Source organism: Polymorphospora sp. NPDC051019 (genome assembly GCF_040683055.1).
Taxonomy (GTDB): domain Bacteria; phylum Actinomycetota; class Actinomycetes; order Mycobacteriales; family Micromonosporaceae; genus Polymorphospora; species Polymorphospora lycopeni.
This window is the reverse complement of record NZ_JBFBCH010000014.1, coordinates 55302-79795: the sequence shown is the minus strand read 5'-3', so window position 1 is coordinate 79795 and position 24494 is coordinate 55302. Positions and strand designations below refer to the sequence as shown.

Sequence of the window (24494 nt, the reverse complement as noted above, 5' to 3'; positions counted from 1 at the left end):
CGCGGGCCGCGGGCGGGTCGAGGCGTCGGACGGCCGGGTTCCGGCGGCGCGAACTGCCGGAGCAGGGCGGCCTGTCCAGGGTGGACGAGTCTGCCACGCGCCGCCGGGCCGAGCCGGTACGCGCGCCTACCTCAGCGGGCGCCCACCGCCTCGAGTTCGGCCGCCACCGTACGCATGATCGACTTGCGGTCCTGCTCGAAGAACGAGTGGTCACCGGGGAAGAGCCGCATGGTGAACTCGCCGCTGGTCTCCTCGCGCCACCGCATCATCGTCGGCACCGTGGTGCTCGGGTCGTCGTCGGCGCCGAAGACGGTGATCGGCAGGTTCAGTGGCGGCGCCGGCCGGTAGACGTCGGTCTCGAAGATCTCGTAGTCGGCCCGTACGCTCGGCTCGAAGAGGGCGAACAGCCCCGGGTCGTCGATGATCGTCGCCGGGATGATGCCCAGCGCCCGCAGGTGGTCGGCGAGTTCGGGGCCGGACATCTTGTGCACGCCGCTGTCCCGCTCGACCGCCGCCGGTGACGGGCAGGCGCAGACGAACAGGTGCGCCGGCGGCCGGCCGGCCTGCTCGAGCAGCCGGGCCAGCTCGTACGCGGTCAGCGCGCCGGAGCAGTAGCCGAACAGGGCGTACGGCAGGTCCAGGTAGTCGGTGAGCGCGCCGGCCAGTTCGCCGACCACGTCGCCCATCCGGGTCAGCAGCGGTTCCCGTAGCCGGCTCTCCCGGCCCGGCAGCCGTACCGCGCACAGGTCGACGCCGTCGGACAGCCCGGTCGACCAGCTCCGGAAGGTGGCGCCCCCGCCACCGGCGTGCGGCAGGCAGATCAGGCGGGTGGTGGCGGTGCCGGACGGGCGCAGCCGGGCGATCCAGGGTGTGGTCAAGACAGCGGCCTTTCCGGCTCGGTGTGCGGTGCCCGCAGGGCCAGGCCCATGCGGTGCACCGTCGAGTGGTCGAAGATCGTACGAAGCGGCAGTTCGCGGCCGATCTCGCGACCGATGCGGTCGACGAGTTGCGCCGCCAGCAGGCTGTGCCCGCCGATGTCGAAGAAGTCGTCGTGCACGCCGACCCGCTCGACGCCGAGGACGTCGGCCCACAGCTCGGCGAGCAGCAGTTCGGCGTCGTCGGCCGGTGTCGCGCCCTCGGCCGACGGGGCTCGTACGGGCCGGGGCAGCGCCAGCCGGTCGATCTTGCCGGTGGCCGTCGAGGGCAGGGCGTCGAGGAAGCTGAAGCTGGTCGGCACCAGGTGCGACGGCAGGGTACGGCCCAGCGCGGCGCGTACGCCGGCCGCGTCCGCGGGGCCGTCGGCGACGACGTACGCGGCGAGTTCCGGCTCGGCGCCCTCGCGGGTCCAGGCGACCACCGCGGCCTGGCGTACCTCGGGCAGGGCCTCCAGGGCCCGCTCGACCTCGCCGGGCTCGACCCGGAATCCGCGGATCTTGAGCTGCTGGTCGACCCGGCCGACCAGCTCGATCTGCCCGTCGGGCAGCATCCGGGCCAGGTCGCCGGTGCGGTAGAGCCGGGCACCGGGCTCGTACGGGTGGGGCAGGAACCGTTCGGCGGTCAGGTCCGGCCGGCCGAGGTAGCCGCGGGCCAGGCAGTCGCCGCCGACGTACAGCTCGCCGGGTACGCCGACCGGGGCGGGCTGGCCGGCCCGGTCCAGGATGTGCGCGCCGACGTTGGCCAGTGGCCGGCCGACCGGCACCGCGCCGGTCAGCTCGTCCTCGCCGCAGGCCGGCGGCCACAGCGAGTCCCAGCCCTCGGCGGCGCCGTAGAGGTTGTGCAGCGACCGGCCCGGGAGCGTCTTGACGAACATCCGGGCCAGGTCGGCCGAGAGCGGTTCGCCGGAGCTGATCCACAGCGTCAGCCGGGGCAGCCGCTCGGCCAGGTCGTCGACGGTGAGCAGGAGCATCCGCAGCAGCGACGGCACCAGCAGCAGGCGGGTCACCCCGTGCGCGGCCAGTACCCGGACCAGCGCCTTCGGGTCGCGGCCGGTGTCCTTGGGCACGACCACCGTCGGTACGCCGTACAGCAGCCCGCCGAGTAGTTCCCACAGCGAGTCGACGAAGCCGATCGGGGTCTTCAGGACGCCGACCTCGCCGGGGCCGAAGGGGCGTTCGTCGGCGAACCAGGCGATCCGGTTGACCATCGAGCGACCGGTGACCGCGACGCCCTTGGGGCGGCCGGTGGAGCCGGAGGTGTAGATGACCGCGGCCAGGCTGTCGATCGTGGACACCGGGGCCGGGTCGTCGACGTCGGTGGCCCCGGCGCCGTCGTCGGCGGTGTCCTCGGCGTCGAGGACGACGACGGCCGTCAGGTCGCCGGGCAGCCGGGAGCGCAGCGCCCCGGTGGTGACCACGGCGGCGGCACCGGCGTCGTCGAGCATGTACGCCAGCCGCTCGGCCGGGTTGTCGGGGTCCAGCGGCAGGTAGGCGCCGTCGGCCTTCCACACGGCCAGGGCGGCGACCGGCAGGTCGAGGCCGTGTCCGAGGCAGACGCCGACCGGGGTCTCCGGGCCGACGCCGAGGCGGCGCAGCCGGCGGGCGAGCCGGGTGGACCGCGCGTCGAGTTCGGCGTACGTCAGCACCCGGTCGCCGTCGACGTAGGCGGCCGCGTCCGGGGTGAGCGCGGCCTGCCGGGTGAACCGCGAAAGCGGTGTCCCGGTGCCGAAGTCGCGTACGGCGCCACGGGCGACGTCCCTGGTCAGGTGGTGGTGTTCGGCCGGGCTCGGCAGGGCGAGCAGGTCGATGCGGCGGTCCGGGTCGGCGACGGCCTGGGTCAGCACGCTCTCCAGGTGCCCGACGAGACGCTGTACGGACGAGCGCCGGTAGAGGTCGGTGGCGAACTCCACGAAGCCGGCCAGTGCCCCCGACTCGGTCGTGTAGACGTGGAAGGCCAGGTCGAAGGCCGCGGTGCGGGTCTCCGTCGGCAACGACTCCACCACCACATCACCACCCAACAACCCCACCTCAGCCGGCGTGTTCTGCACCACCAACGCCACCTGAACAAACGGCATAGAACCCGCCCGCCGCACCGGATGCAACTCCTCAACCACCCGATCAAACGGCACATCCTGATGCCCGAACACATCCAACACACCCGACCGAACCCGCCCCAACAAACCACGAAACGACGGCCGACCCGACAAATCCCCACGCACCACAACCGTATTCACAAAAAACCCGATCAAATCCTCCAACTCAGGCGCAGCCCGATTAGCCACAAACGTACCCACCACCACATCCTCCACCCCCGCATACCGCCCCAACACAACATCCAACCCCGCCAACAACCCCATAAAAACAGTCGCACCCTCACCCCGACACAACTCCCCCAACCCCACCGACAACCCCACCGGAAACTCAAACCGCTCCCGATCCCCACCACCACCACGACCCACCGACCGAGGCAAATCAGACGGCAAATCCAACACCGCAGGAGCACCCGCCAAATACCCCCGCCAAAACTCCAACTGCCCCTCCAACACCCCACCCGACAACCACTGCCGCTCCCACACCGCAAAATCAGCAAACTGCACCGGCAACACCGGCAAAGGCGAACCCTCACCCCGCACAAACGCCCCATACAACACCGACAACTCACGCAACAGAACCGAACCCGACCACCCATCAAAAACAATAAGATGAGCCGACACCAACAACACATGCTCACCCTCGGAAACCCGCAACAACACCCACCTCACCAACGGCCCCACCGCCACATCAAACGGCCGCAACCCCGCCTCACGCACCCACCGCGCCACCTCACCAGCCCGAACACCAACCCCCAACCCCGACAAATCAACCAACGGAACATCCACCACCCCCACCCCACCAATCACCAGCACCGGCTCCCCATCCACCGCCACAAACCGCGTACGCAACACCTCATGCCGCGCCACCACCTCATTCACCGCACCAACCAACGCCCCCACATCCAAACCACCCACCAACCGCAACGGCCACACCACGTTGTAATCCACACCACCCGGCACCAACCGATCCACAAACCACAACCGCCGCTGCCCCAGCGACACCGGCAGCGGGTCCGGGCGCCGGGCCGGCACGATCGGCGGGCGGGCGCCGGCGGTGTCGGCGCGCAGCATCGCCTCGAGGGCGGCGGCCAGGCCGGCCACGGTCGGCGCGGCGAAGAACGTGGCCAGCGGCAGTTCCCGGTCGAACGCCCGGCGGATGCGGGCCACCAGGCGGCTGGCCAGCAGCGAGTGGCCGCCGAGGTCGAAGAAGTCGTCGTGGGCGCCGACCCGGTCCAGCCCGAGCAGGTCGGCCCAGATGCCGGCGAGGGTCTCCTCGATCGGGTTGCGCGGCGGCACGTATCCGGTGCCGAGGTCGGGCCGGTGGCCGTCGGGGTCGGGCAGGGCGGCCCGGTCGACCTTGCCGTTCGGGTTGAGCGGCAGCGCGTCGAGCACCACGAACGCGTTCGGGACCATGTAGCCCGGCAGGAACCCACGCAGGTCGGCGAGCAGGTCCCCGACGACCGGCGGCTGCGCGCCGGCGGCCGTCTCGACGTACGCGACGAGGGTGTGGTCCTCGCCGTCGGGCCGGGCCACCACGACGGCGTCACCGACCCCGGCGCAGCGGCGCAGCCGCTGCTCGATCTCGCCCAGCTCCACCCGGAACCCGCGCACCTTCACCTGGTGGTCGACCCGGCCCAGGAACTCCAGGGTGTGGTCGGCCCGCCAGCGCACCACGTCGCCGGTGCGGTAGAGCCGGGCCCCGGTGGCGTACGGGTGCGGCACGAACCGCTCGGCGGTCAGCTCCGGCCGGCCGAGGTAGCCGCGGGCCAGGCAGTCGCCGCCGATGTACAGCTCGCCGGGCACGCCGACCGGCGACAGGTTGCCGTGCGGGTCGAAGACGTACAGCTCGGTGTCGGGGATCGGGCCGCCGATCGGCACCCGCCCGTCGACACCGGTCGCCGGCCGCATGGTGTGCGTCGCGGCGAAGATCGCCGCCTCGGTCGGGCCGTAGCCGTTGACCAGGGTGGCGTCGGCGTCGAGCAGGCCGAGGGCCTTCTCGACGTGGCTGGTCGACAGCTGGTCGCCGCCGGCGATCAGGGTCCGCATCCCGGCCAGCGACTCGCCCGCGGTGTCGACCACGGCGTGGAACAGCGCGGCGGTCAGCCAGCCGACGGTGACCCGGGCCCCGGGCAGGAAGATCCCGACCCGCTCCGGCAGCGCCTTGCCGGGCAGGACGGCCAGCTCCGCGCCGTTGGCCAGGGCGCCGAAGACCTCCATGACCGACACGTCGAACGACAGCGACAGCGCGTGCAGCATCACGTCGGTCTCGTCGATGGCGGCGTACGCCGGCCGGTGCACCCGGGCGATCGCGCACCGGTGGTTGACCGCGACGCCCTTCGGGCGGCCGGTGGAGCCGGAGGTGTAGATGACGTACGCCAGGTTCTGCGGGGTGACCCCGGCGTCGACCTCGGCGACCTCGCTGTCGTCGGCGTCGGCGTCGGCCAGCAGTTCGTCGACGAGCAGCGGCTCGATGCCGGCCGGGACCAGGTGGCGGGTGGCGACGGTGGCCACGACGGTGGTCGCGCCGGCGTCGCCGAGCATGTAGGCCAGCCGCTCGGCCGGGTTCTCCGGGTCCAGCGGCAGGTAGGCGCCGCCGGCCTTGAGCACGCCGAGCACGCTGACGACCGAGGCGAGCGAGCGTTCGACGCAGATCCCGACGAGGACCTCGGGCCCGACGCCGGCGGCGCGCAGGTGCCGGGCCAGCCGGGCGGCGCGGTGGTCGAGTTCGCGGTAGGTGAGCCGTTCACCGGCGCAGGAGGCGGCGACGGCGTCGGGGCGGCGGGCCACCTGCGCGGCGACGAGTTCGTGCAGCAGGTGGACGGCGGGCTCGCCGGCCGTGACGGGCTCGCCGGCCGGGGTCGCGGCGGGGGCGGGCTGGACGGTCGCGTCGGCGAGCAGCGCCCGGTGTTCGTCCGCGCCGGGCAGCGACAGCAGGTCGATGCGGCGGTCCGGGTCGGCGACGGCCTGGGTCAGCACGCTCTCCAGGTGGCCGATCAGCCGCTGCGCGAAGGGACGGCGGTACAGGTCGGTGGCGTACTCGACGAAACCGGCGAGCGCACCGGTCTCGGTGGTCCACAGGTGCAGGGAAAGGTCGAAGGCCGCGGTGCGGGTCTCCGTCGGCAACGACTCCACCACCACATCACCACCCAACAACCCCACCTCAGCCGGCGTGTTCTGCACCACCAACGCCACCTGAACAAACGGCATAGAACCCGCCCGCCGCACCGGATGCAACTCCTCAACCACCCGATCAAACGGCACATCCTGATGCCCGAACACATCCAACACACCCGACCGAACCCGCCCCAACAAACCACGAAACGACGGCCGACCCGACAAATCCCCACGCACCACAACCGTATTCACAAAAAACCCGATCAAATCCTCCAACTCAGGCGCAGCCCGATTAGCCACAAACGTACCCACCACCACATCCTCCACCCCCGCATACCGCCCCAACACAACATCCAACCCCGCCAACAACCCCATAAAAACAGTCGCACCCTCACCCCGACACAACTCCCCCAACCCCACCGACAACCCCACCGGAAACTCAAACCGCTCCCGATCCCCACCACCACCACGACCCACCGACCGAGGCAAATCAGACGGCAAATCCAACACCGCAGGAGCACCCGCCAAATACCCCCGCCAAAACTCCAACTGCCCCTCCAACACCCCACCCGACAACCACTGCCGCTCCCACACCGCAAAATCAGCAAACTGCACCGGCAACACCGGCAAAGGCGAACCCTCACCCCGCACAAACGCCCCATACAACACCGACAACTCACGCAACAGAACCGAACCCGACCACCCATCAAAAACAATATGATGAGCCGACACCAACAACACATGCTCACCCTCGGAAACCCGCAACAACACCCACCTCACCAACGGCCCCACCGCCACATCAAACGGCCGCAACCCCGCCTCACGCACCCACCGCGCCACCTCACCAGCCCGAACACCAACCCCCAACCCCGACAAATCAACCAACGGAACATCCACCACCCCCACCCCACCAATCACCTGCACCGGCTCCCCATCCACCGCCACAAACCGCGTACGCAACACCTCATGCCGCGCCACCACCTCATTCACCGCACCAACCAACGCCCCCACATCCAAACCACCCACCAACCGCAACGGCCACACCACGTTGTAATCCACACCACCCGGCACCAACCGATCCACAAACCACAACCGCCGCTGCCCCAGCGAAACGGGGGCGAAGCGGCTGTCCGGGTCGCCGTCGGCCAGCAGTTCGGCGAGCACCTGGAGGCGGTCCGCCGACCCGGTCTGCTCGGTCGTGGGCGCCTGGTCGTCGAAGCTCGTCATCACGACTCCTGGGTGCGGTCGGTACCTTCGCGGCGGACGGCGGCGGGTGCGCCACCGGTGGTCCGTTGGAGCAGGTTGGCGATGCCGGGCGCGGCACCGGCGTCGAGCAGGCCGGCGAGCAGTTCGTCGCCGGTGGCGCGGCGCAGCGCCGGCATCGCCGGCCGGGCCGGTGCCGTACCGGCCGCCGCCGGGTCGGCCGCCCCGGCGGCGGGCGGTTGCGGCAGCGCGGCGGCGAACGCCGACAGCCGCGGCAGCTCGAACACCTGGCGCAGCCGTACGTCGGGACCCAGCTCACGGCGCAGCCGGGCGACCACCTGGGTGGCCAGCAGCGAGTGCCCGCCCAGGGCGAAGAAGTCGTCGTCCGGGCCGACCCGCTCGACGCCGAGGACCTCGCACCACACCCGGGCGACGAGCCGCTCCGCGGCGGTACGCGGGGCCGGCCCGACCGGCGCGGCCGGGGGCGGCGGCGGCTCGGGCAGCGCCGTCCGGTCGATCTTGTCGGTGCCGGTCCGGGGCAGGGCCGTGACCACCAGCCAGCCGGTCGGGACCAGGTAGGCGGGCAGCAGCTCGCCGAGCCGTTCCCGCAGCCGCCGGTCCAGGTCGGGCGCTGGCGCCGACACCGGCTCGACGTACGCGAACAGCTCGTGGTCGCCGCGCGCGGTGGGCCGGGCGACGACCACCGCGTGGCGTACCTCGGGCAGGGTGGTCAGCGCCGCCTCGACCTCGCCCGGCTCGATCCGGTGGCCGCGGATCTTGACCTGGGCGTCGACCCGGCCGCAGAACTCGAGCTGCCCGTCGGGCAGTGTGCGGGCCAGGTCGCCGGTGCGGTAGAGGCGCTCACCGGCACCGAACGGGCTGGGCACGAACCGGTCGGCGGTCAGCTCCGGCCGGCCGAGGTAGCCGCGGGCCAGGCCGGCGCCGCCGACGTAGACCGCGCCGACCACACCGGCCGGCACCGGTGCCAGCTCGGCGTCGAGGACGTACACGGCGGAGCCGGCGACCGGCGGGCCGATCGGCACCCGGGTGGCCACCTCCGGCACGCCCGGCCCGGACAGCGCCGCCAGCGTGGTCGCGATGCTGGTCTCGGTGGGTCCGTACGCGTTGGACAGCCGGGCGTGCGGCGCCAGCCGGCGCCAGGCGGCGATCCGGGCCGGGGTGGTCGCCTCGCCGCCGATCGCCACCACCCGCAGCCCGGCCGGCGGCCGCAGGCCGTCGCGCTCGCACTCGGCGACCAGCTCGTGGAAGTACGCGGTCGGCAGGTGTACGACGGTGACACCGAGCCGCTCGCAGGCGGCGAAGAACTCGCGCGCGGTGTCGATCATGTCGTCGGCGCGCAGCACCAGGCAGCCGCCGGTGGCCAGGCAGGGCCAGATCTCCTCGGCGCTGACGTCGAACATCAGCGCGGTGAACTGGAGCACCCGGTCGGCGGCGGTCAGGCCGTACTCGGCCCGGTCGGCGGCGGCGTAGTTCGCCACGCCCCGGTGCGGGACGAGGACGCCCTTGGGCCGGCCGGTGGAGCCGGAGGTGTACATGACGTACGCCAGGTCGTCGGGTTCGACGTGGACGTCCGGCGCGGTGGCGGCGATCGACGGCGGCACCGGCTCGACGGCCAGCACCGGCGGCCCGCCGGCCGGCAGCACCGCCCGCAGCCCCGGTTCGACCAGTACGGCGGCCGGGGCGGCGTCGGCGAGCAGGGCGGCGATCCGGCCGGGCGGGCTGTCCGGGTCCAGCGGCAGGTAGGCGGCGCCGGCCCGCAGGACGCCGAGCAGCCCGGCGACCGCGGCCGGCGAGCGCCGGCACAGCAGCGCCACCAGGTCGCCGCGGCGTACCCCGGCGGCGTGCAGCCGGGCGGCGACGTCGCCGGACCAGGCGCGCAGTTCCCGGTAGTCGTAGCCGGCGCCGGTCGCGGCGTCGAGCAGCGCCGGCGCGTCCGGGGACCGCTCGGCCGTCGCGGCGAACACGTCGGTCAGCGTGGCCGGTGGCGCGGCCTGTTCCCGCCGGTCGGCGGCGGCCAGGATCCGGTCGCGTTCGGCGGCGGTCATCAGCGGCAGCGCGCCGACCGGCCGGTCCGGGTCGGCGACCACGCCGGCCAGGACCGCCTGGTACGCGGCCAGCAGCCGGCCCACCGTGTCGGCGGTGAACAGGTCGGTGGCGTACTCGGCGACCAGCCGCAGCTCGTCGCCGTCGACGACGGAGACGCTGAAGTCGAACAGCGAGATCCGCCGGTCGAGCACCGGTACGTCGGTGGCGCGTACGCCGGGCAGCCGCAGCGCGCCGAGCCCGCCCGGCTGCACGTCGAACATCACCTGGAAGACCGGGTGGTAGCTGGGTTCGCGGTCCGGGCGCAGCGCCTGCACGACCTGCTCGAACGGCAGGTCGGCGTGGGACTGGGCGTCGGCAACGACGGTGCGGGTCCGGGCCAGCAGATCGCGGAAGGTCGGCTCGCCGCGCAGGTCGACGCGCAGCGCGACGGTGTTGGTGAAGAAGCCGACGAGCCGTTCCAGCTCGACCCGGCCGCGCCCGCCGACGGCGGTGCCGACGACCAGGTCGTCGACGCCGGTGTGCCGGTGCAGGACCACCGCGAACGCGGCGAGCAGGGTCATGAACGGTGTCGCCCGTTCCCGGCGGGCCAGGTCGCGTACCGCGCCGGCGAGGTCGTCGGGGACGACCGCCTCGAGCAGCGCGCCGGCGTAGCTCTGCGTCGCCGGGCGGGGGTGGTCGGTGGGCAGGTCGAGCAGCGGGGCGGCGCCGTCGAGTCGCTGCCGCCAGTGGTCGAGCTGGTCGGCGAGGCCGCCGTCGGCGAGCACGTCGCGCTGCCACAGGGCGAAGTCGGCGTACTGCAACGGCAGGTCGGGCAGGTCGGCCGGGCGGTGCTGGACGGCGGCGAGGTACGCCTCGGAGACCTCGCCGAACAGCACCTCGGCGGACCAGCCGTCGCAGACGGCGTGGTGCAGGGTGAGCAGCCAGGCGTGGTCGTCGTCGGCGAAGCGGAGCAGGTCGCTGCGCAGCAGCGGGCCGGTGGCCAGGTCGAACGCGGTCCGGGCGTGTTCGGCGGCGCGGCCGCTGGCGGTGCCGGCCCGGTCGGTCGCCGGCACCGACGTCAGGTCGGTCACCCGGGTCGGCACCTCGACCGACCCGGTGATCACCTGGCGGGGCTGGCCGTCGACGGCGCGCAGCGTGGTCCGCAGCGCCTCGTGCCGGTCGACGACCGTCTGCACGGCGGCGGCCAGCGCGTCGGGGCGCAGCGGGCCGCGCAGCCGGACCGCGAAGTGCACGTTGTAGAGCGGGTTGCCGGGTTCGAGCTGGTCGAAGAACCACAGGCGTTCCTGGCCGGACGACGCCGGCAGCGCCTCGACCGGGCCGCCGGCGGTCACCGGCCGTCCTCGGCCGGCACCGGCCCGGCGTCGTCGAACGCCGACGCCGCGACCGTGAACGCCTGCCGGGCCCGGGGCACCAGGGCCGGGCCGGTACGGGCCGGGGTCCGCTCGGCGGCCGCGCCGGCCCGCCGGGCCAGCCCGGCGACGGTGGGCGCGGCCAGCAGGTCGCGGACCGACAGCGGTACGCCGAGCACCGCCAGCAGCCGGGCGGTGACCTGGGCGGCGAGCAGCGAGTGCCCGCCGAGGTCGAAGAAGTCGTCGTCGGCGCCGACGGCCGGCAGCCCGAGCACCTCGCACCACACATCGGCGACCTGCTGCTCGACGCCGGGCGTGGGCGGCCGGGAGCCGCCCGGCGCCGCCTCGACACTGCCCGGGTCGGGCAGCGCCCGGCGGTCCACCTTGCCGCTGGTGGTGCGGGGCAGTTCGGGCAGCACCTGGATCGCCGCCGGCACCAGGTAGGCGGGCAGCACGCCACGCAGGAAGTCGCGCAGGTTCGCCGGGTCGGGCGGGGTCGGGCCGTTGCCGGTGACGTACCCGACCAGCCGGACGCCGGTGCGGTCGGTGTGCGCGACCACGACCGCGTCGCCGACGGACGGTTCGCCGCGCAGGGCGTGCTCGACCTCGCCGGGCTCCACCCGGAAGCCTCTGATCTTGACCTGGTGGTCGATCCGGCCGAGGAACTCGATGCCGCCGTCGGGCCGGAACCGGCCCCGGTCGCCGGTGGCGTAGAGGCGGGCACCGGGCCGGGTGCCGGACGGGTCGGGGCGGAACCGTTCCGCGGTCAGGTCGGGCCGGCCGTGGTAGCCGCGGGCCACCCCGACCCCGCCGAGGAAGACCTCGCCGACGGCGCCGACCGGCACCGGCCGGCCCGCCGCGTCCAGCACGTACGCCTCGACCTCCGGCAGCGGTTCGCCGATCGGCAGCGGCTGGTCGTCGGTGTCGAGGCCGCCGGCCGGGCCCAGCTCGCGCAGGGTGTTGCCGATGGTGACCTCGGTGACGCCGTAGACGTTGAGCAGCCGGGTGTTCGGGCCGAGGACCTCGCGGAACCGCCGGTGGTCAGTGGTCGTCCACGCCTCGCCGCCGATCGCCGCCAGGCGCAACGTCGTCAACCGGGAGCCGGTCGCGCGCAGGTGGCTGGCGAGCAGGTTCATCACCGACGGCAGGAGTTCGACGGTGTCGACGCCGTACTCGCGGATCACCCGCAGCAGCGCGGCCGGCTCGAGGGCCGCCTCCGGCGGGCAGAGGACCAGCCGGCCGCCGGAGAGCAGGGCCCGGACCACGTCACCGGTGCAGACGTCGAAGGCGAGGGCGGCGAGCTGGAGGTGGGTGCCGGGGTGCAGGTCCAGGTCGTAGGCGCTGCGCCAGGCGGCGTACTTGCTGGCCAGGGCGCGGTGCGAGATCCCGACCGCCTTCGGCCGGCCGGTCGACCCGGAGGTGTAGATCAGGTAGGCGAGCTGGTCGGGGTCGACCGCGACGCCGGGGTCGTGCTCCGGTGCGGTGCGCAGCGCCGGGTCGTCCGGGCGGACCAGCAGCGGTCCGGCGGCGGCGGCCGGGTCGCCGTCGGTGGGGTCAGCGGTGCCGGGCAGGTCGGCGCGGACGGTGACCAGGGCGCGCGGGCCGGCGTCGGCGAGCAGGCCGGCCAGCCGGTCGGCGGGGCTGTCCGGGTCCAGCGGCAGGTAGGCGGCGCCGGCCTTGAGCACGCCCAGGACGCTGGAGACCCAGTCGACGCCGCGCGGCAGGCAGATGGCGACGAGGTCCTCGGTGCCGACGCCACGGTCGCGTAGCAGGTGGGCGAACCGGTTGGCGCGCCGGTCGAGTTCGGCGTAGGAGACGGCGCCGACGCCCGGGTGCAGGACCGCCTCGGCGTCGCCCCGGTCGGCGGCGACCCGGGCGAACATCCGGTGCACCGCCGGGTCGTCGGCGCCGGTGGCCGGTGGCGCGGCCGGGGCGGCCGGGATCGCCGCGGTGCTCATCGGCAGGTCGCTGATCCGGCGGGCCGGGTCGGTCAGCGCGGCGCGCAGCAGGGCGACGTACGCGTCGAAGAACCGGGCGATGGTGGCCGGGTCGAACAGGTCGCTGCGGTACTCCCAGATCATCGTGATCCGCTGGTCGCGCTCGTGCGCCGGCACCCCGATCTGGCGTTCGGCGCGCGGCACGACCAGCACCGACAGGTCGAGCTTGGCGGTGCCGTTGTGCCGCTCCAGGTAGGACGCCGAGATCGGGCCGCTGGACAGCGGCACCAGCGGCGCGTCGTCGAAGTTCATCATCGCGGCGAACATCGGGTTGTGGCCGGGGCGGCGCGGCGGCGCCAGCTCGCGCACCAGGTGCACGAACGGCAGGTGCTGGTGGGCCTGGGCGTCGAGGGCGACCGCGCGGACCTCGTCGACGACGTCGGTGAACCGCCGCCGGCCGGGCACCTCCAGCCGCAGCACCACCGGGTTGACGAACATGCCGAGAATGCCCTCGGTGCCGGGGATCGCCCGGTTGCCGTACGCCGAGCCGACGCTGAGCTCGTCCTGTCCGGTGAACCGGTGCAGCATGGCCGCGTACCCGGCCATCATCGTGATGAACAGGGTGACGCCCCGGCGGCGGCTGAACTCGCGCACCGCCGCGCACAGGTCGGCGGGCAGTTCGGCGCGGTGCACCGCGCCCGGTGCCGGGTTGTCGCCGGAACGCGGGTGGTCGTACGGCAGGTCGAGCCGGTCCGGGGCGCCGGCGAGCCGGTCGGCCCAGTGGTCGAACTGGGCGCGCAGCGCCGGGCCGGGCAGGGCGGCGCGCTGCCAGTGCACGAAGTCGAGGTACTGCAGGCGCGGCTCGGCCGGGGCGGGCGCCCAGCCGGCGACCGCGGCGTAGTTGGCCAGCAGCTCGTCCATCAGCACCGCGAACGACCATCCGTCGTGGATGATGTGGTGCTCGACGAGGACCAGCTCGTACTCCTCGTCGGCCAGGCGCAGCAGCAGCCAGCGCAGCAGCGGCAGCCGGGACACGTCGAACGGCACCCGGATCTCGGCGGCGACGACGTGCTCGGCGGCGCCGGCCGGGTCGGGGGCGTAGCGCAGGTCGCGGGTCGCGACCCGGACCCGGTAGGGCGGGTGGATGAGCTGGACCGGGTCCCCGTCGCGGGTGATCACGGTGGTGCGCAGGATCTCGTGCCGGCGGACCACTTCGGACAGCGCCGCCTCGAGCAGGCGTACGTCGACCGGGCCGTGCAGCCGGATCGTCGTCGGCGCGTTGTAGGCGACGTTGCCGGGCGTGAGCTGCTCGAAGAACCAGATCTGCTCCTGCATCACCGACAGCGGCGCGGTGCGCCGGTCGCCGTCGTAGCGGGTCAACTCCGGCAGGGCCGGGGCGCCGGCGGTGTCACCGGCGCGGGCCGCCTCGACCCGCGGGGCCAGCGCGGCGACGGTCGGGTTGGCCAGCAGTTCGTGCAGCGGCAGCTCGACGCCGAGGTCGGCGCGCAGGTCGGCCTGGATGCGGGCGGCGAGCAGCGAGGTGCCGCCGAGGTCGAGGAAGGTGTCGTCGACGCCGACGCCGGGCAGGTCCAGCACCCGCGCCCAGATCCGCCGGATGCTCGCGGTGGTCGGGTCGGCGGGCTCGTCGCCGGCCGGTGCGGTGTCCGCCGGTGCGGCCGGGGCCGGGGCCGGGGTGAGCGCGGCCAGCGCGGCGCGGTCGACCTTGCCGCCGGGGGTGACCGGCAGCCGGTCCAGCCGGTGCCAGACGGCCGGCACCATCCACGCCGGCAGCCGCCCGGTCAGCCAGGCGGTCAGCGCCGCCGGCTCCGGGCCGTCGGTGCCGTCGACCCCGGCCAGGTACGCCGTCAGCCGGCCGCCGCCGGCGAGGACCGCCGCCTGGGCGACGTCGGGGTGCCCGGCCAGGACGGCCTCGATCTCGGCCGGCTCGATCCGGAACCCGCGTACCTTCACCTGGTCGTCGACCCGGCCCAGGAACGTCAGGTCGGCGGCGTCGTCGGCGCGCCGGACCCGGTCGCCGGTCCGGTACATCCGGGCGCCGGGCGGCCCCCACGGGTCGGGCACGAACCGTTCGGCGGTCAGGTCGGGGCGGCCGAGGTAGCCGCGGGCCAGGGCGGTGCCGCCGATGTACAGCTCGCCGCCGCCGGTGCCGGCCAGGTCGGCGTCGAGCACGTGCAGGACGCGGGGGCCGACGGCGGCGCCGATCGGCACGGTGTCCGCCCCGGCGGTGTCGCCGGACCGGTGCACCGACGCGGTCATCGCCGTCTCGGTCGGACCGTACGCGTTGAGGACCGGCGGCCCGTCCGGGCCGACGGCGGCCCGCCAGCGGTCGACGGCGGCGGCGGGCAGCGCCTCGCCACCGGCGAGGACCGCGCGCAGCGTGCCGACGGCGGCGGGCAGCAGCCCGGCGTGGCGGGCGGTGGCCAGTTCGGTGAACAGCGCGGTCGGCAGGTCGGCGACGGTCACCGCGTGCGTGCGCAGCGCCGCGCACACCTCGGCCGGCCCCCAGACCCGGTCGTCGCGCAGGACGACCCGGGCACCGGCGGCGAGGCCGGCGAAGAGTTGCTCGACGGCGACGTCGAAGCCGTGCCCGGCCATCTGGAGGACCACGTCGTCCGGGGTCAGCCCGAGGTGGGCGACCATCGACCGGATGTGGGCGGCCGCGGCGCGGTGCTCGACCACCACGCCCTTGGGCACGCCGGTGGAGCCGGAGGTGTAGATGACGTACGCGGCGGTGTCCGGGTCGACGCCGTCGCCGGCCACGTCGACGGCCGGGCCGGTGCCGGCCGGGTCGACGACCGTCACGGCGGTGCCGGTGACGGCGGTCGCGGTCCCGGTCCCGGCGACGACGACGCGTACGCCGGCGTCGGCGATCAGCGCGGCGACGCGCGACGGCGGCAGGTCGGCGGTCAGCGGCAGGTACGCCGCCCCGGCCTTCAGCACGCCGAGGATCGCCACGACGAGTTCGGGGCCGCGGGCGGTGCGGACCCCGACGATGTCCTCGGGGCCGGTGCCGGCGGCCCGCAGCCGGGCCGCCAGGGCGGTGGCGCGGTCGTCGAGTTCGGCGTACGTCAGCCGCAGCGACCCGCATTCCACCGCGCATGCGTCGGGACGGGCGACGGCGTGCCCGGCCACCAGGCCGTGCAGCGTCTGCGCGGCGTCGAGACTGGCTGTCATGTCCTCAACTCCAGTTCCCCGTGTGCGGCCGGCCGGTGACCGGACGCCCGGCGGCGGGACGGCGACCCGTCGGGACCGGCGGGAACGGGTGGGCGGTCGGATACACCGGCCGCCGCGTCCGGCACGGTCGGTCGGCACCGGACGGGTCCCCCGGTGGGCGCGCGTCCCGCACGCATGTGGCGCGCGGTATGCGGATACGAGAGTTCGGGACCGGTGACAGACCTGACAAGCCGCTGGCGACTAGTCGCCAGCGGCGTTGACCGTCCACACCGGCTCGGCTCGGATTGGGGCATGGGTAGGGGGGCGACCGTCGAGGTCAACGGGGTGACGCTGGCATACCGACGGCACGGTGCCGGACCACCGGTCCTGCTGGTCGCCCCGGCGGCGGCCCGGGCCGCGCTGTGGGACATGCACCAGGTGCCGGCACTGGTCGCCGCCGGATACGAGGTGATCACCTTCGACAACCGGGGCACCGTGCCGTCCAGCGCCCCGCCGGGGCCGTACCGGCTGGCCGAACTCGTCGCCGACACCGCCGGGCTGATCCGCGCGCTCGGCATCGGGCCGTGCCGGGTCGCCGGCTCGTCGCTGGGCGCGATGGTCGCGCAGGAGCTGGCCCTGGCCCGCCCCGACCTGGTGACCGGCATCGCGCTGTTGGGCACCCGGGGCCGGCTGACCCACTACCTGCGGGCGCTGACCACGGCCACGGCGCAGGCGGTCCGGCACGCCGACACGGTGCCGGTCGGCTACGCCGCCGTCACCGGGATGGGCAACCTGTTCGGGCAGCGGACGCTGGCCGACGACAAGTTCGCCGCCGAGTGGCTGGCGCTGGCCGAGGCGTTCCCGGTCGCCGGTGACGGGCCGGCCAGCCAGTACGACGCGGCGGCGATCCCGGACCGGCTGGCCGCGCTGTCGGCGGTGACGACGCCGACCCTGGTGATGGCGTTCGAGCAGGACGTGATCACGCCGGTGGAGCTGTGCCGGGAGGTGGCCGGCGCGATCGCGGGCAGCACCTACGTCGAGGTCAAGGAGTGCGGCCACTTCGGCTTCCTGGAGCGCCCCGACGAGGTCAACGCCCACGTGGTCAACTTCTTCGACAGCCTGGCCACCCCGGCCTGGTGACCCCTCGGCCTAGCGGCCCCGGGCAAGATCCGCGTGATCAGGGAGTTCGGCGGGCGACCCACCGACGACACGCCCGTACCGGTCCCTGATCACGGGGATCAGGGACCGGTACGGGGGCGGTCAGGCGGGGGCGAAGACGTACGGGGCCGGCGGCTGCCCGGCGCGCAGCACGAGCAGCCGGCCGGACTCGCCGTCGGCCAGTTCACCGAGCACCGCCTCCGCCACCGCGTCGGCGGTGAGCATCGGCCCGCCGGTGACCAGGTGCCGGTGCGGCCCGAGGAAGCCGGTGTCGACGAAGTCCGGGCAGATCGCGGAGATCCGGATGCCCTGCCCGGCCAGGCTCGGGGCCAGTGCCCGGACCAGACCGACGACGGCGTGCTTGGTCATCGCGTAGACCGGGTCGAGGTCGAACCCGGTCAGCCCGGCGATCGACGAGGTGACCAGCACCGCTCCCCCACCGGCCCGGCGCAGGGCCGGGATCGCGGCCCGTACGCCGAAGACCACCGCGTCGATGTTCACGCCGGTGACGGCCCGGTAGCGGGCCTCGTCGAGCTCGGTGAGGTCGGGCGTGCCGGACAGCATGCCGGCGTTGAGGTGCACCAGGTCGAGCCGGCCGTGTACGGCCTCGGCGCGGGCGAAGGCGGTCCGGGTGCCCTCCAGGGCGGCGAGGTCGGCGCGGACGGCGGTGCCGCCGACCTCGGCCGCGACCGACCGGGCGGCGGCGCCGTCCCGGTCGGCCACGACGACGGCGGCACCGGCGGCGGACAGCCGGCGGGCGACCGCCGCGCCGATGCCGTTGCCGCCGCCGGTGACCAGGGCGACCCGGCCGGCGAGCGGGGTGCCGGTCACGCCGGCCCCGTGCCGTCGGCCGGGGCGAGGCACCACTCGAGGACGGCCATGGCGCTGTGCAGCTTGTTGTCGGCCTGGTCGAAGGCGATGCTGGCGGGCCCGTCGAGGACGTCGCCGGTCACCTCCTCGCCACGGTGCGCCGGCAGGTCGTGCATGAAGATCGCGCCCGGCTGCCCGGCGAGCACCCGCGCGTCGATCCGGAACGGTTCGAACCGGGTCCGCCAGTCGGGGTCCGGCTTGCTGGTGCCGGTCGTCTGCCACCGGGTGGTGTAGACGACGTCGGCGTCCGGGCACGGGGTCATGTCGTGGTGCTCGACCAGCGTCGACCCGGACCGTTTGGCCAGCACCGTTGCCTCCTCGACGACGTCGGGCGGCAGCCCGTACCCGGCCGGGGTGTTCAGGTGCAGCGTGGTGCCGGGGAACCGGGGCAGCGCCAGGGCGAGCGCGACGGCGGTGTTGTTGCCCTCGCCGATGTACCGGACGGTGACCCCGTCGACCCGCCCGAAGTGCCGGGCGATCGTGGTCAGGTCGGTCAGTGCCTGGGTCGGGTGCTCCCGGGCACTCATCGCGTTGACGACCGCCATCCGGTCCTGCGCGGCGAAGGTGGCCAGTTCGGCCTCGGTGCCGCTGGTGCGGGCGACGAAACCGTCGAGCATTCCGGACAGCACCCGGGCCGTGTCGGCGGCCGTCTCCCCGGTGTTCTCCTGCAGGTCGGCCGGGCCGTACGAGATGAGCGACGCGCCGAGTCGCAGCGCGCCGGCCGAGAAGGCGGTCCGGGTCCGGGTCGAGGTCTTGCGGAAGTAGACGCCGACCACCCGGCCGGCCAGCGGCCGGGTGGCCTCGACGGCCGACCGGTTCCGGGCGATCGCCGCCCCCCGGTCGACCAGCTGCCGCAGTTCGTCGTTGTCCAGGTCCGATATGGACAGCAGATGACGCATCCCGCCCCCTCAGTGGTTGCGGGCCGGTGGCTGCTGCCGGGGCAGCACCCAACCCTGGTTGGCCGAGGCCACGCCGGCCTGGAAGCGGCTCATGACCCCCAGGTGCTCCAGCAGTTCGGAGACCCGCCGGCTGAAGGTGCGCGGCGACATCCCGAGGCGCTGGCTCGCGGTCACGTCGGTGGCGCCGGTCATGAGCTGGGCCAGGATCGGGAGCAGGTGGTCCGGGGGCGGCTCGACGCTGCCCGGCGGGGCGGTGAGGACGTTGCGCTGGGCGGGGGGCTGCGGTGCCCGTACCCCGGCCGGGGCCGTGGCCGGCGGCCAGACCGGGGGGACCCGGACCTGGCCGCCGGCCACGCGGGACCGGTCGGCGGGTACGACGGGACGCGGCGGCGCGGCGGGCCGGTCGTTCCAGGGCTTACGGGTGTCCGAAGTGGTGCCGCCCCGCGCGCCGGCCGCGGGGTCCATGGTGGTCATTTGCGGGCGGCCGGCGAGCGCGGGCTGCCGGACGAGTTGTCTGGGCCGGATGGCGTCAGGCAAGGAAAGCCTCCACATAGGCAAGCTGTAGCCGGTCATGGGTACAAACCAGTTATGGGACGCGAACAAAGGCTTGATCATGATTGATCGACCTGATCTAAACATCAGCGAAAGCCGCTGTCCTTGTCGTTCTCTCTCGATCCGCTCTACACCGCGTCTTGACGGAGAGAGCAAGTGGACGACTATCACAAGGCAGACGTCCTGCCGTAAAGCGACATAGGCGGCAGAGACAGGATCTCGGGCATCGTCCGGGTACGGATGAAGGCAGCGACCACCCACTTCGTGAAGGAAAGAAGTATCGACGACTAAATGGCGACGACAACCGGCGAAACGGATCAGGATTCCGTTCCGGCCCCTTCCAGGGCGGCCCGTTCCCGGGCGAAGAGCCGGCAGAGTCCGTCGATTCGGTAACGCAATCCGTCGGACCGCGAACCGGGTACCGGGTGGACCAGCCGTACGTCGACCAGATCCTCGGTCAGCTCGTCGGCGCAGCCGCCGATCAGCTCGCTGGCCTCGCGGACCGTGAACTCGGCCCGGTCCAGCGACCCGAGCACGCGGAACAGTTGGCGGGCCCGGGGTTCGAGGCGGATGTAGCTCGACGCGATCGCGGCCCGTACGTCGAGGTCGCCGAAGGACATCGCGTCCAGGCGCCGGGTCTCGTCCTCCACGGCCGCCAGGAACCGGGCCAGCGACCAGTGCGGGCGGGCGGCCAGCCGGGCACCGACCGCGCGTACGGCCAGCGGCAGGCCCTCGCACCGGTCGACGATGCGGGCCGGCAGCCCCGGCTCGGCGTCGATCCGGTCCCGGCCGACGGTCTCGACCAGCAGCCGGATCATGTCGGTCTCGCCCAGCGCCGGCAGGTCCAGGTGCCGTACGCCGTCCAGCGCGGTCAGCCGGCGGCGGCTGGTGACCAGGGTGGCCCCGCCCGGTGCCGCCGGCAGCAGCGGGCGGACCTGCGCCTCCGACTCGGCGTCGTCGATGACGAGGATGGCCCGGCGGTCGGCCATCCGGGCGCGGTAGAGCGCGGACCGCTCCTCCAGCGTCTCCGGCACCTCCCGTTCCGGCACGCCCAGGCCGCGCAGGAACCGGTGCAGGATGGCGTTCGGGTCGGCCTTGCCGCCGACCCAGGTGAAGAGTTGCCCGTCCGGTACGTCGTCGACGAGCAGGTGCGCGATCCGCACGGCGAGCGCGGTCTTGCCGACGCCGGGCCCGCCGGCGATGGCGACCACCCGGGGCAGTTGGGAGTCGTTCGGCCCGCGCAGGTAGTTGAGGAGTTCGTTGGTCTCCGGGCAGCGCCCGACCAGGTGGACCGAGTCGCGCGGCAGGTCCCTGGGCACGTGTAACCCGACGGTCGCGCGGGGCCGCCCGGCAGCCGGCGCGGGGTCGGTGGCCGCGTCGGAGAGCAGGATGGCGCGGTGCAGTTCCTTGAGTTCGCGGCTCGGCTCCAGGCCCGCGCCGTCGACCATGGTGCGGTGGCCGTCGCGGTAGGCGGCGACCGCCTCGGCACGCCGGCCGGAGCGGTGCAGCGCCTGCATCAGGTGCAGCCGCAGCCGTTCCCGGTACGGGTGGGCGGCGACGAGTTCCCGCAGTTCGGCGACGACCTGTACGTGCAGGCCGAGGTTGAGTTCGATCTCGATGCGCTGTTCGATCGCGGCGAGCCGCCGCTCCTCGACCGCCTCGGCCTCGATGCCGACCCCGGGGGCGTTGACGTTGGCGAAGACCGGCCCGCGGAAGAGGGCGAGCGCCTCGCGCAACTCCTTGACCGCCTCACGGGCCCGGCCGGCGGCCAGCAGGACGCCGCCGTGCTTGACCCGACGCTCGAAGACCAGCAGGTCGACGGCCTCCGGGTCGACGATCAGGCCGTACCCGCCGGCGCGGGTGATCAGCTGTGGCCGGGCGGTGGGCGCCGGGGAGGTCTCCCCGGTCCCGTGCAGCAGTTGGCGTAGCCGCCAGATCCGGGTCTGCACCTGCCCGAGTGCCGTCTCCGGCGGTTTCTCCCACAGCGCGGAAATGATTCGGTCGGCACTGACAAAGTTGTTGGAGTTGAGCAGCAGCATCGCGAGCAGGCCACGCTGAAGTGGCCCGCCGGCAGGCAGGACCCGCTGGCCCACCTCGATTTCCAACGGGCCGAAGCACCGGAACCCGACATGCCGCATAGAGAGATCTATACCACCCGACCCACAATCGGGCGCGGTTCACGGCCAGGACCACCCCCGTCGGGGTAGTCCGTTCGCCGGTCACTAATCATCCGCTAGCGGACAATACGCAATAGCTCATCACCTTAGGTGACGCGACAGTGACTCCCGGTCGACATATTTCTAGGTTTCCACCTAATTAACAACTTCTCCGACTCCACTGTCCAGATGGTGGCGACGAATCGTCAGAATCACCAACCTGAATCGACTAAGCCGATAGCGCTCCCACCCACGCGCTTAATGAACTCCCTGGCGAGTAGTCGCCAAAGGCTGTCGCGGCGCACGGCCGAACGTCGATCCTGCGTTGGCGATCGGAACCGGCTCTGACCGGGCATCAGCATCCCACCAGCGTGGGGATCCCGCAGTGAGGAGTCACCGTGCTGTCACGGGTCGAGCACCTGGAATCGACTCTCGTCCCCACACCCACCACCTCGATCGTGACGCAATGGCAGGGACGGACGCACCATCTGCGCCTCAAGCACGAGTCGTTCAACCCGTCCGGGTCCATCAAGGACCGCACCGCCGCCGGGCTGCTGATGGCCATGGACCGGCGCAGCCCACTACTGCCCGGCACGGTGGTCGTCGAGTCGACCTCCGGCAACCTCGGGCTCGGCATGGCCCGCCTGCTCGCCGGCCTCGACTGCCGGCTGATCGCGGTCATCGACCCCAAGACACCGCCGGCCACCCGCGACGCGCTCACCAGAGCCGGCGTCCAGGTATGCTTCGTCGACGAACCCGACGGGTACGGCGGATACCTGCTCACCCGGCTGCGCACCGTACACACCCTGTGCGCGACCAACCCCGGCTACCGCTGGCCCGACCAGTACGGCAGCTTCGCCAACCCGTGGATCCACCAACTGACCACCGGGCCGGAGATCGCCGAACAGGGCGGCCCCGACCTCGACGCGGTCTACGTGGCGGTCTCCACCGGCGGCACCCTCGCCGGCATCTCGGCCCACCTGCGCACCCTCGACCGGCAGATCCGGATCGTCGCCGTCGACGCCCACGGGTCCCTGGTCACCGGCGCCCCGCCCGGCCGCCGCCTCATCGCCGGGATCGGGGCCAGCCGCCGCTCCTCGTTCCTGTCCGAGCACAGCTACGACGCCGCCACCTGGGTCGCCGACGCCGACGCCATCGCCGTCTGCCGCGTCTTCCTGGCCGACACCGGCGTCGCGCTCGGCGGCTCCTCCGGCTGCGTCCTGCACGCCTGCCTGGTCGACCTGGCCGGCGAGCAGCCGCCGACGAATCCCCTGTGCCTGTGTCCGGACGGCGGCGACCGCTACCGCGCGACGCTCTACGACGACGCCTGGCTCGACGAGGTCGGCGCCCGCGAAGAGGTGGAACTCGCCATGAAGAGGCTGCGCGCCGACGGCCTCCAGTTCAAGAATGGATAAACAGTGCTCGACCTACCCGGCTATCCCGACGCCGAACTGCTCTACCTGTCACGCGCACACGTCATCGAGTGCCTGGACGGTGTCGACCCGGTGGCGGTCACCGCGGAGGCGCTGAGGCTGCACACCCTCGGTGACACGATCCTGCCCGACGAGGCGTACCTGCCGTGGCAGACGAAGGCCGGTCACTCGGCCCGCTCACTGGGCATGCCCGGCGCGATCCGCACCGACGACGGCCTGGTCCTGGGCATGAAGGTGATCAACGCCAGCCTGGGCAACCCGGCGAACGGCCTGGCCCGCTCCCAGGGCCTGCTGATGATGCTCGACGCCGAGACCGCCTACCCGTGGGCGGTGATGGAGTCGGCGTACATCAGTGCCCTGCGCACCGCGGCGGTCACCGCGGTGGCCGCGCAGCGGCTCGGCCCCGACCCGATCGGCCGGCTGGCGGTGCTCGGCTGCGGCACGTTGGCCCAGGTGCACCTGCGGCTGCTGCCTTCGGTACTGGAGAAGCTCGCCGAGATCAGCGTCTTCGACCTCGACCCGGCCCGGTCCGCCGGCCTGGCCGACGCGCTGCGGGCCGACCCGGACACCGGACACCTCACGGTGACGAGCGCCGGCACGGCCCGCGAGTGTGTCGAGGGCGCCGACCTGGTGCTCGCCGTCACGGTCACCACCGAGGGCTACATCGCGTACGACTGGCTCAAGCCGGGCGCCCTGATCGCGCACGTCTCGCTCGACGACGTACTGCCCGAGGTGGTCACCCGGGCCGACCTCGTGTTCGTCGACGACTGGGGGCTGGTGAGCCACGACGACCGCCGCCTGCTCGGCCGGATGTGGCGGGCCGGCACCCTGCGCGACGCCGACGGGGCGTACCGGCCGGGGGCGACCCCCGACCCGGACGCCGCGCGGGTGCACGGCAGCCTCGGCGATGTCATCGCCGGACGGCACCCGGGACGATCCGCGCCCACCGACATCGTGCTCAGCAACCCGTTCGGAATGTCCATCCTCGACGTCGCGCTCGGCGCGGTGGTGGCCGAGACCGCGCGCGAGCGCGGCCTCGGCCTGCGCATCCCCCGCTGACCGGCACCACGGACCGTCGCCGTCCACCCAACAGTGGCCGGCCGGCAACGACCGCCGGCCGGCCGTCCGACGCGCCCAGGGAGCGACCCCATGTTCCGCACCATGCTCAAGTCCAAGATCCACCGAGCCACCGTCACCCAGGCCGACCTGCACTACATCGGGTCGCTGACCATCGACGTCGACCTGATGCGGGCCGCCGACATCCTGCCCGGCGAACTGATCCACGTCGTCGACATCGACAACGGGGCCCGGCTGGAGACGTACGCGATCGAGGGGCCCGCCGGCTCCGGGGTCATCGGCATCAACGGCGCCGCCGCCCGGCTGGTGCACACCGGCGACCTGATCATCATCATCGGCTACGGGCTGGTCACCGACGAGGAGGCCCGCAGCCTGGAGCCGAAGGTGGTCCACGTCAACGGCAAGAACGAGATCATCTCGCTGCACTCGAACCCGGGCGTCTGAGCGGACCGCCGGCATCGGGGCCGGCGCGTCCGC

At 73.4% G+C, this 24494-nt stretch carries 12 protein-coding genes; 4 read left to right on the top strand and 8 right to left on the bottom strand.

Annotated features, from left to right (window positions below; all coding sequences use genetic code 11):
* Nucleotides 1–131 precede the first annotated feature (131 nt).
* The 4 genes from AB0M79_RS23380 to AB0M79_RS23365 are packed head-to-tail and all read right to left on the bottom strand — an operon-like array spanning nt 132 to nt 15893.
* Nucleotides 132–878 (bottom strand): thioesterase domain-containing protein, encoded by a 747-nt coding sequence (locus AB0M79_RS23380; protein WP_364217318.1) that lies wholly within the window; start codon nt 876–878, stop codon nt 132–134.
* On the bottom strand, nt 875–7369 hold the full coding sequence (locus tag AB0M79_RS23375; RefSeq protein WP_364217316.1) for an amino acid adenylation domain-containing protein: 6495 nt from the start codon (nt 7367–7369) through the stop codon (nt 875–877). Before AB0M79_RS23375 ends, AB0M79_RS23380 begins: the two co-directional genes overlap by 4 nt.
* A complete protein-coding gene (locus tag AB0M79_RS23370; protein WP_364217314.1) occupies nt 7369–10743 on the bottom strand; it encodes an amino acid adenylation domain-containing protein in 3375 nt (1124 codons plus the stop codon). The genes AB0M79_RS23375 and AB0M79_RS23370 overlap by 1 nt, the downstream gene beginning before the upstream one ends.
* A complete protein-coding gene (locus tag AB0M79_RS23365) occupies nt 10740–15893 on the bottom strand; it encodes an amino acid adenylation domain-containing protein (protein WP_364217312.1) in 5154 nt (1717 codons plus the stop codon). Before AB0M79_RS23365 ends, AB0M79_RS23370 begins: the two co-directional genes overlap by 4 nt.
* Before the next feature lie 291 nt (nt 15894–16184).
* Between AB0M79_RS23365 and AB0M79_RS23360 the strand changes: the two genes are divergently transcribed.
* The gene (locus AB0M79_RS23360) at nt 16185–17012 is read left to right on the top strand and encodes an alpha/beta hydrolase (protein ID WP_364217310.1); all 828 of its coding nucleotides are present in this window, start codon (nt 16185–16187) and stop codon (nt 17010–17012) included.
* A gap of 120 nt (nt 17013–17132) precedes the next feature.
* Here AB0M79_RS23360 and AB0M79_RS23355 read toward each other — a convergent pair whose 3' ends face one another.
* The 4 genes from AB0M79_RS23355 to AB0M79_RS23340 all read right to left on the bottom strand — a co-directional run bounded on the left by AB0M79_RS23355 (nt 17133) and on the right by AB0M79_RS23340 (nt 21489).
* A complete protein-coding gene (locus AB0M79_RS23355; RefSeq protein ID WP_364217308.1) occupies nt 17133–17861 on the bottom strand; it encodes an SDR family oxidoreductase in 729 nt (242 codons plus the stop codon).
* Nucleotides 17858–18799 (bottom strand): ornithine carbamoyltransferase, encoded by a 942-nt coding sequence (locus tag AB0M79_RS23350; protein WP_364217306.1) that lies wholly within the window; start codon nt 18797–18799, stop codon nt 17858–17860. The genes AB0M79_RS23355 and AB0M79_RS23350 overlap by 4 nt, the downstream gene beginning before the upstream one ends.
* 9 nt (nt 18800–18808) lie before the next feature.
* Complete coding sequence (locus AB0M79_RS23345; RefSeq protein ID WP_364217304.1) at nt 18809–19336, bottom strand: hypothetical protein; 528 nt, start codon at nt 19334–19336, stop codon at nt 18809–18811.
* 332 nt (nt 19337–19668) lie between these two features.
* The gene (locus AB0M79_RS23340) at nt 19669–21489 is read right to left on the bottom strand and encodes a BTAD domain-containing putative transcriptional regulator (RefSeq protein WP_364217302.1); all 1821 of its coding nucleotides are present in this window, start codon (nt 21487–21489) and stop codon (nt 19669–19671) included.
* Nucleotides 21490–21905: 416 nt separating this feature from the next.
* On the opposite strand from AB0M79_RS23340, the gene AB0M79_RS23335 reads away from it, so the two are divergent.
* The 3 genes from AB0M79_RS23335 to panD all read left to right on the top strand — a co-directional run bounded on the left by AB0M79_RS23335 (nt 21906) and on the right by panD (nt 24461).
* Nucleotides 21906–22922: a pyridoxal-phosphate dependent enzyme gene (locus AB0M79_RS23335; RefSeq protein WP_364217300.1), complete on the top strand. Its 1017-nt coding sequence runs from the start codon at nt 21906–21908 to the stop codon at nt 22920–22922.
* A 3-nt stretch (nt 22923–22925) separates the two neighbouring features.
* Nucleotides 22926–23999: an ornithine cyclodeaminase gene (locus tag AB0M79_RS23330; protein ID WP_364217298.1), complete on the top strand. Its 1074-nt coding sequence runs from the start codon at nt 22926–22928 to the stop codon at nt 23997–23999.
* 90 nt (nt 24000–24089) lie between these two features.
* On the top strand, nt 24090–24461 hold the full coding sequence (gene panD / locus AB0M79_RS23325) for an aspartate 1-decarboxylase (RefSeq protein ID WP_357534205.1): 372 nt from the start codon (nt 24090–24092) through the stop codon (nt 24459–24461).
* Nucleotides 24462–24494 lie beyond the last annotated feature (33 nt).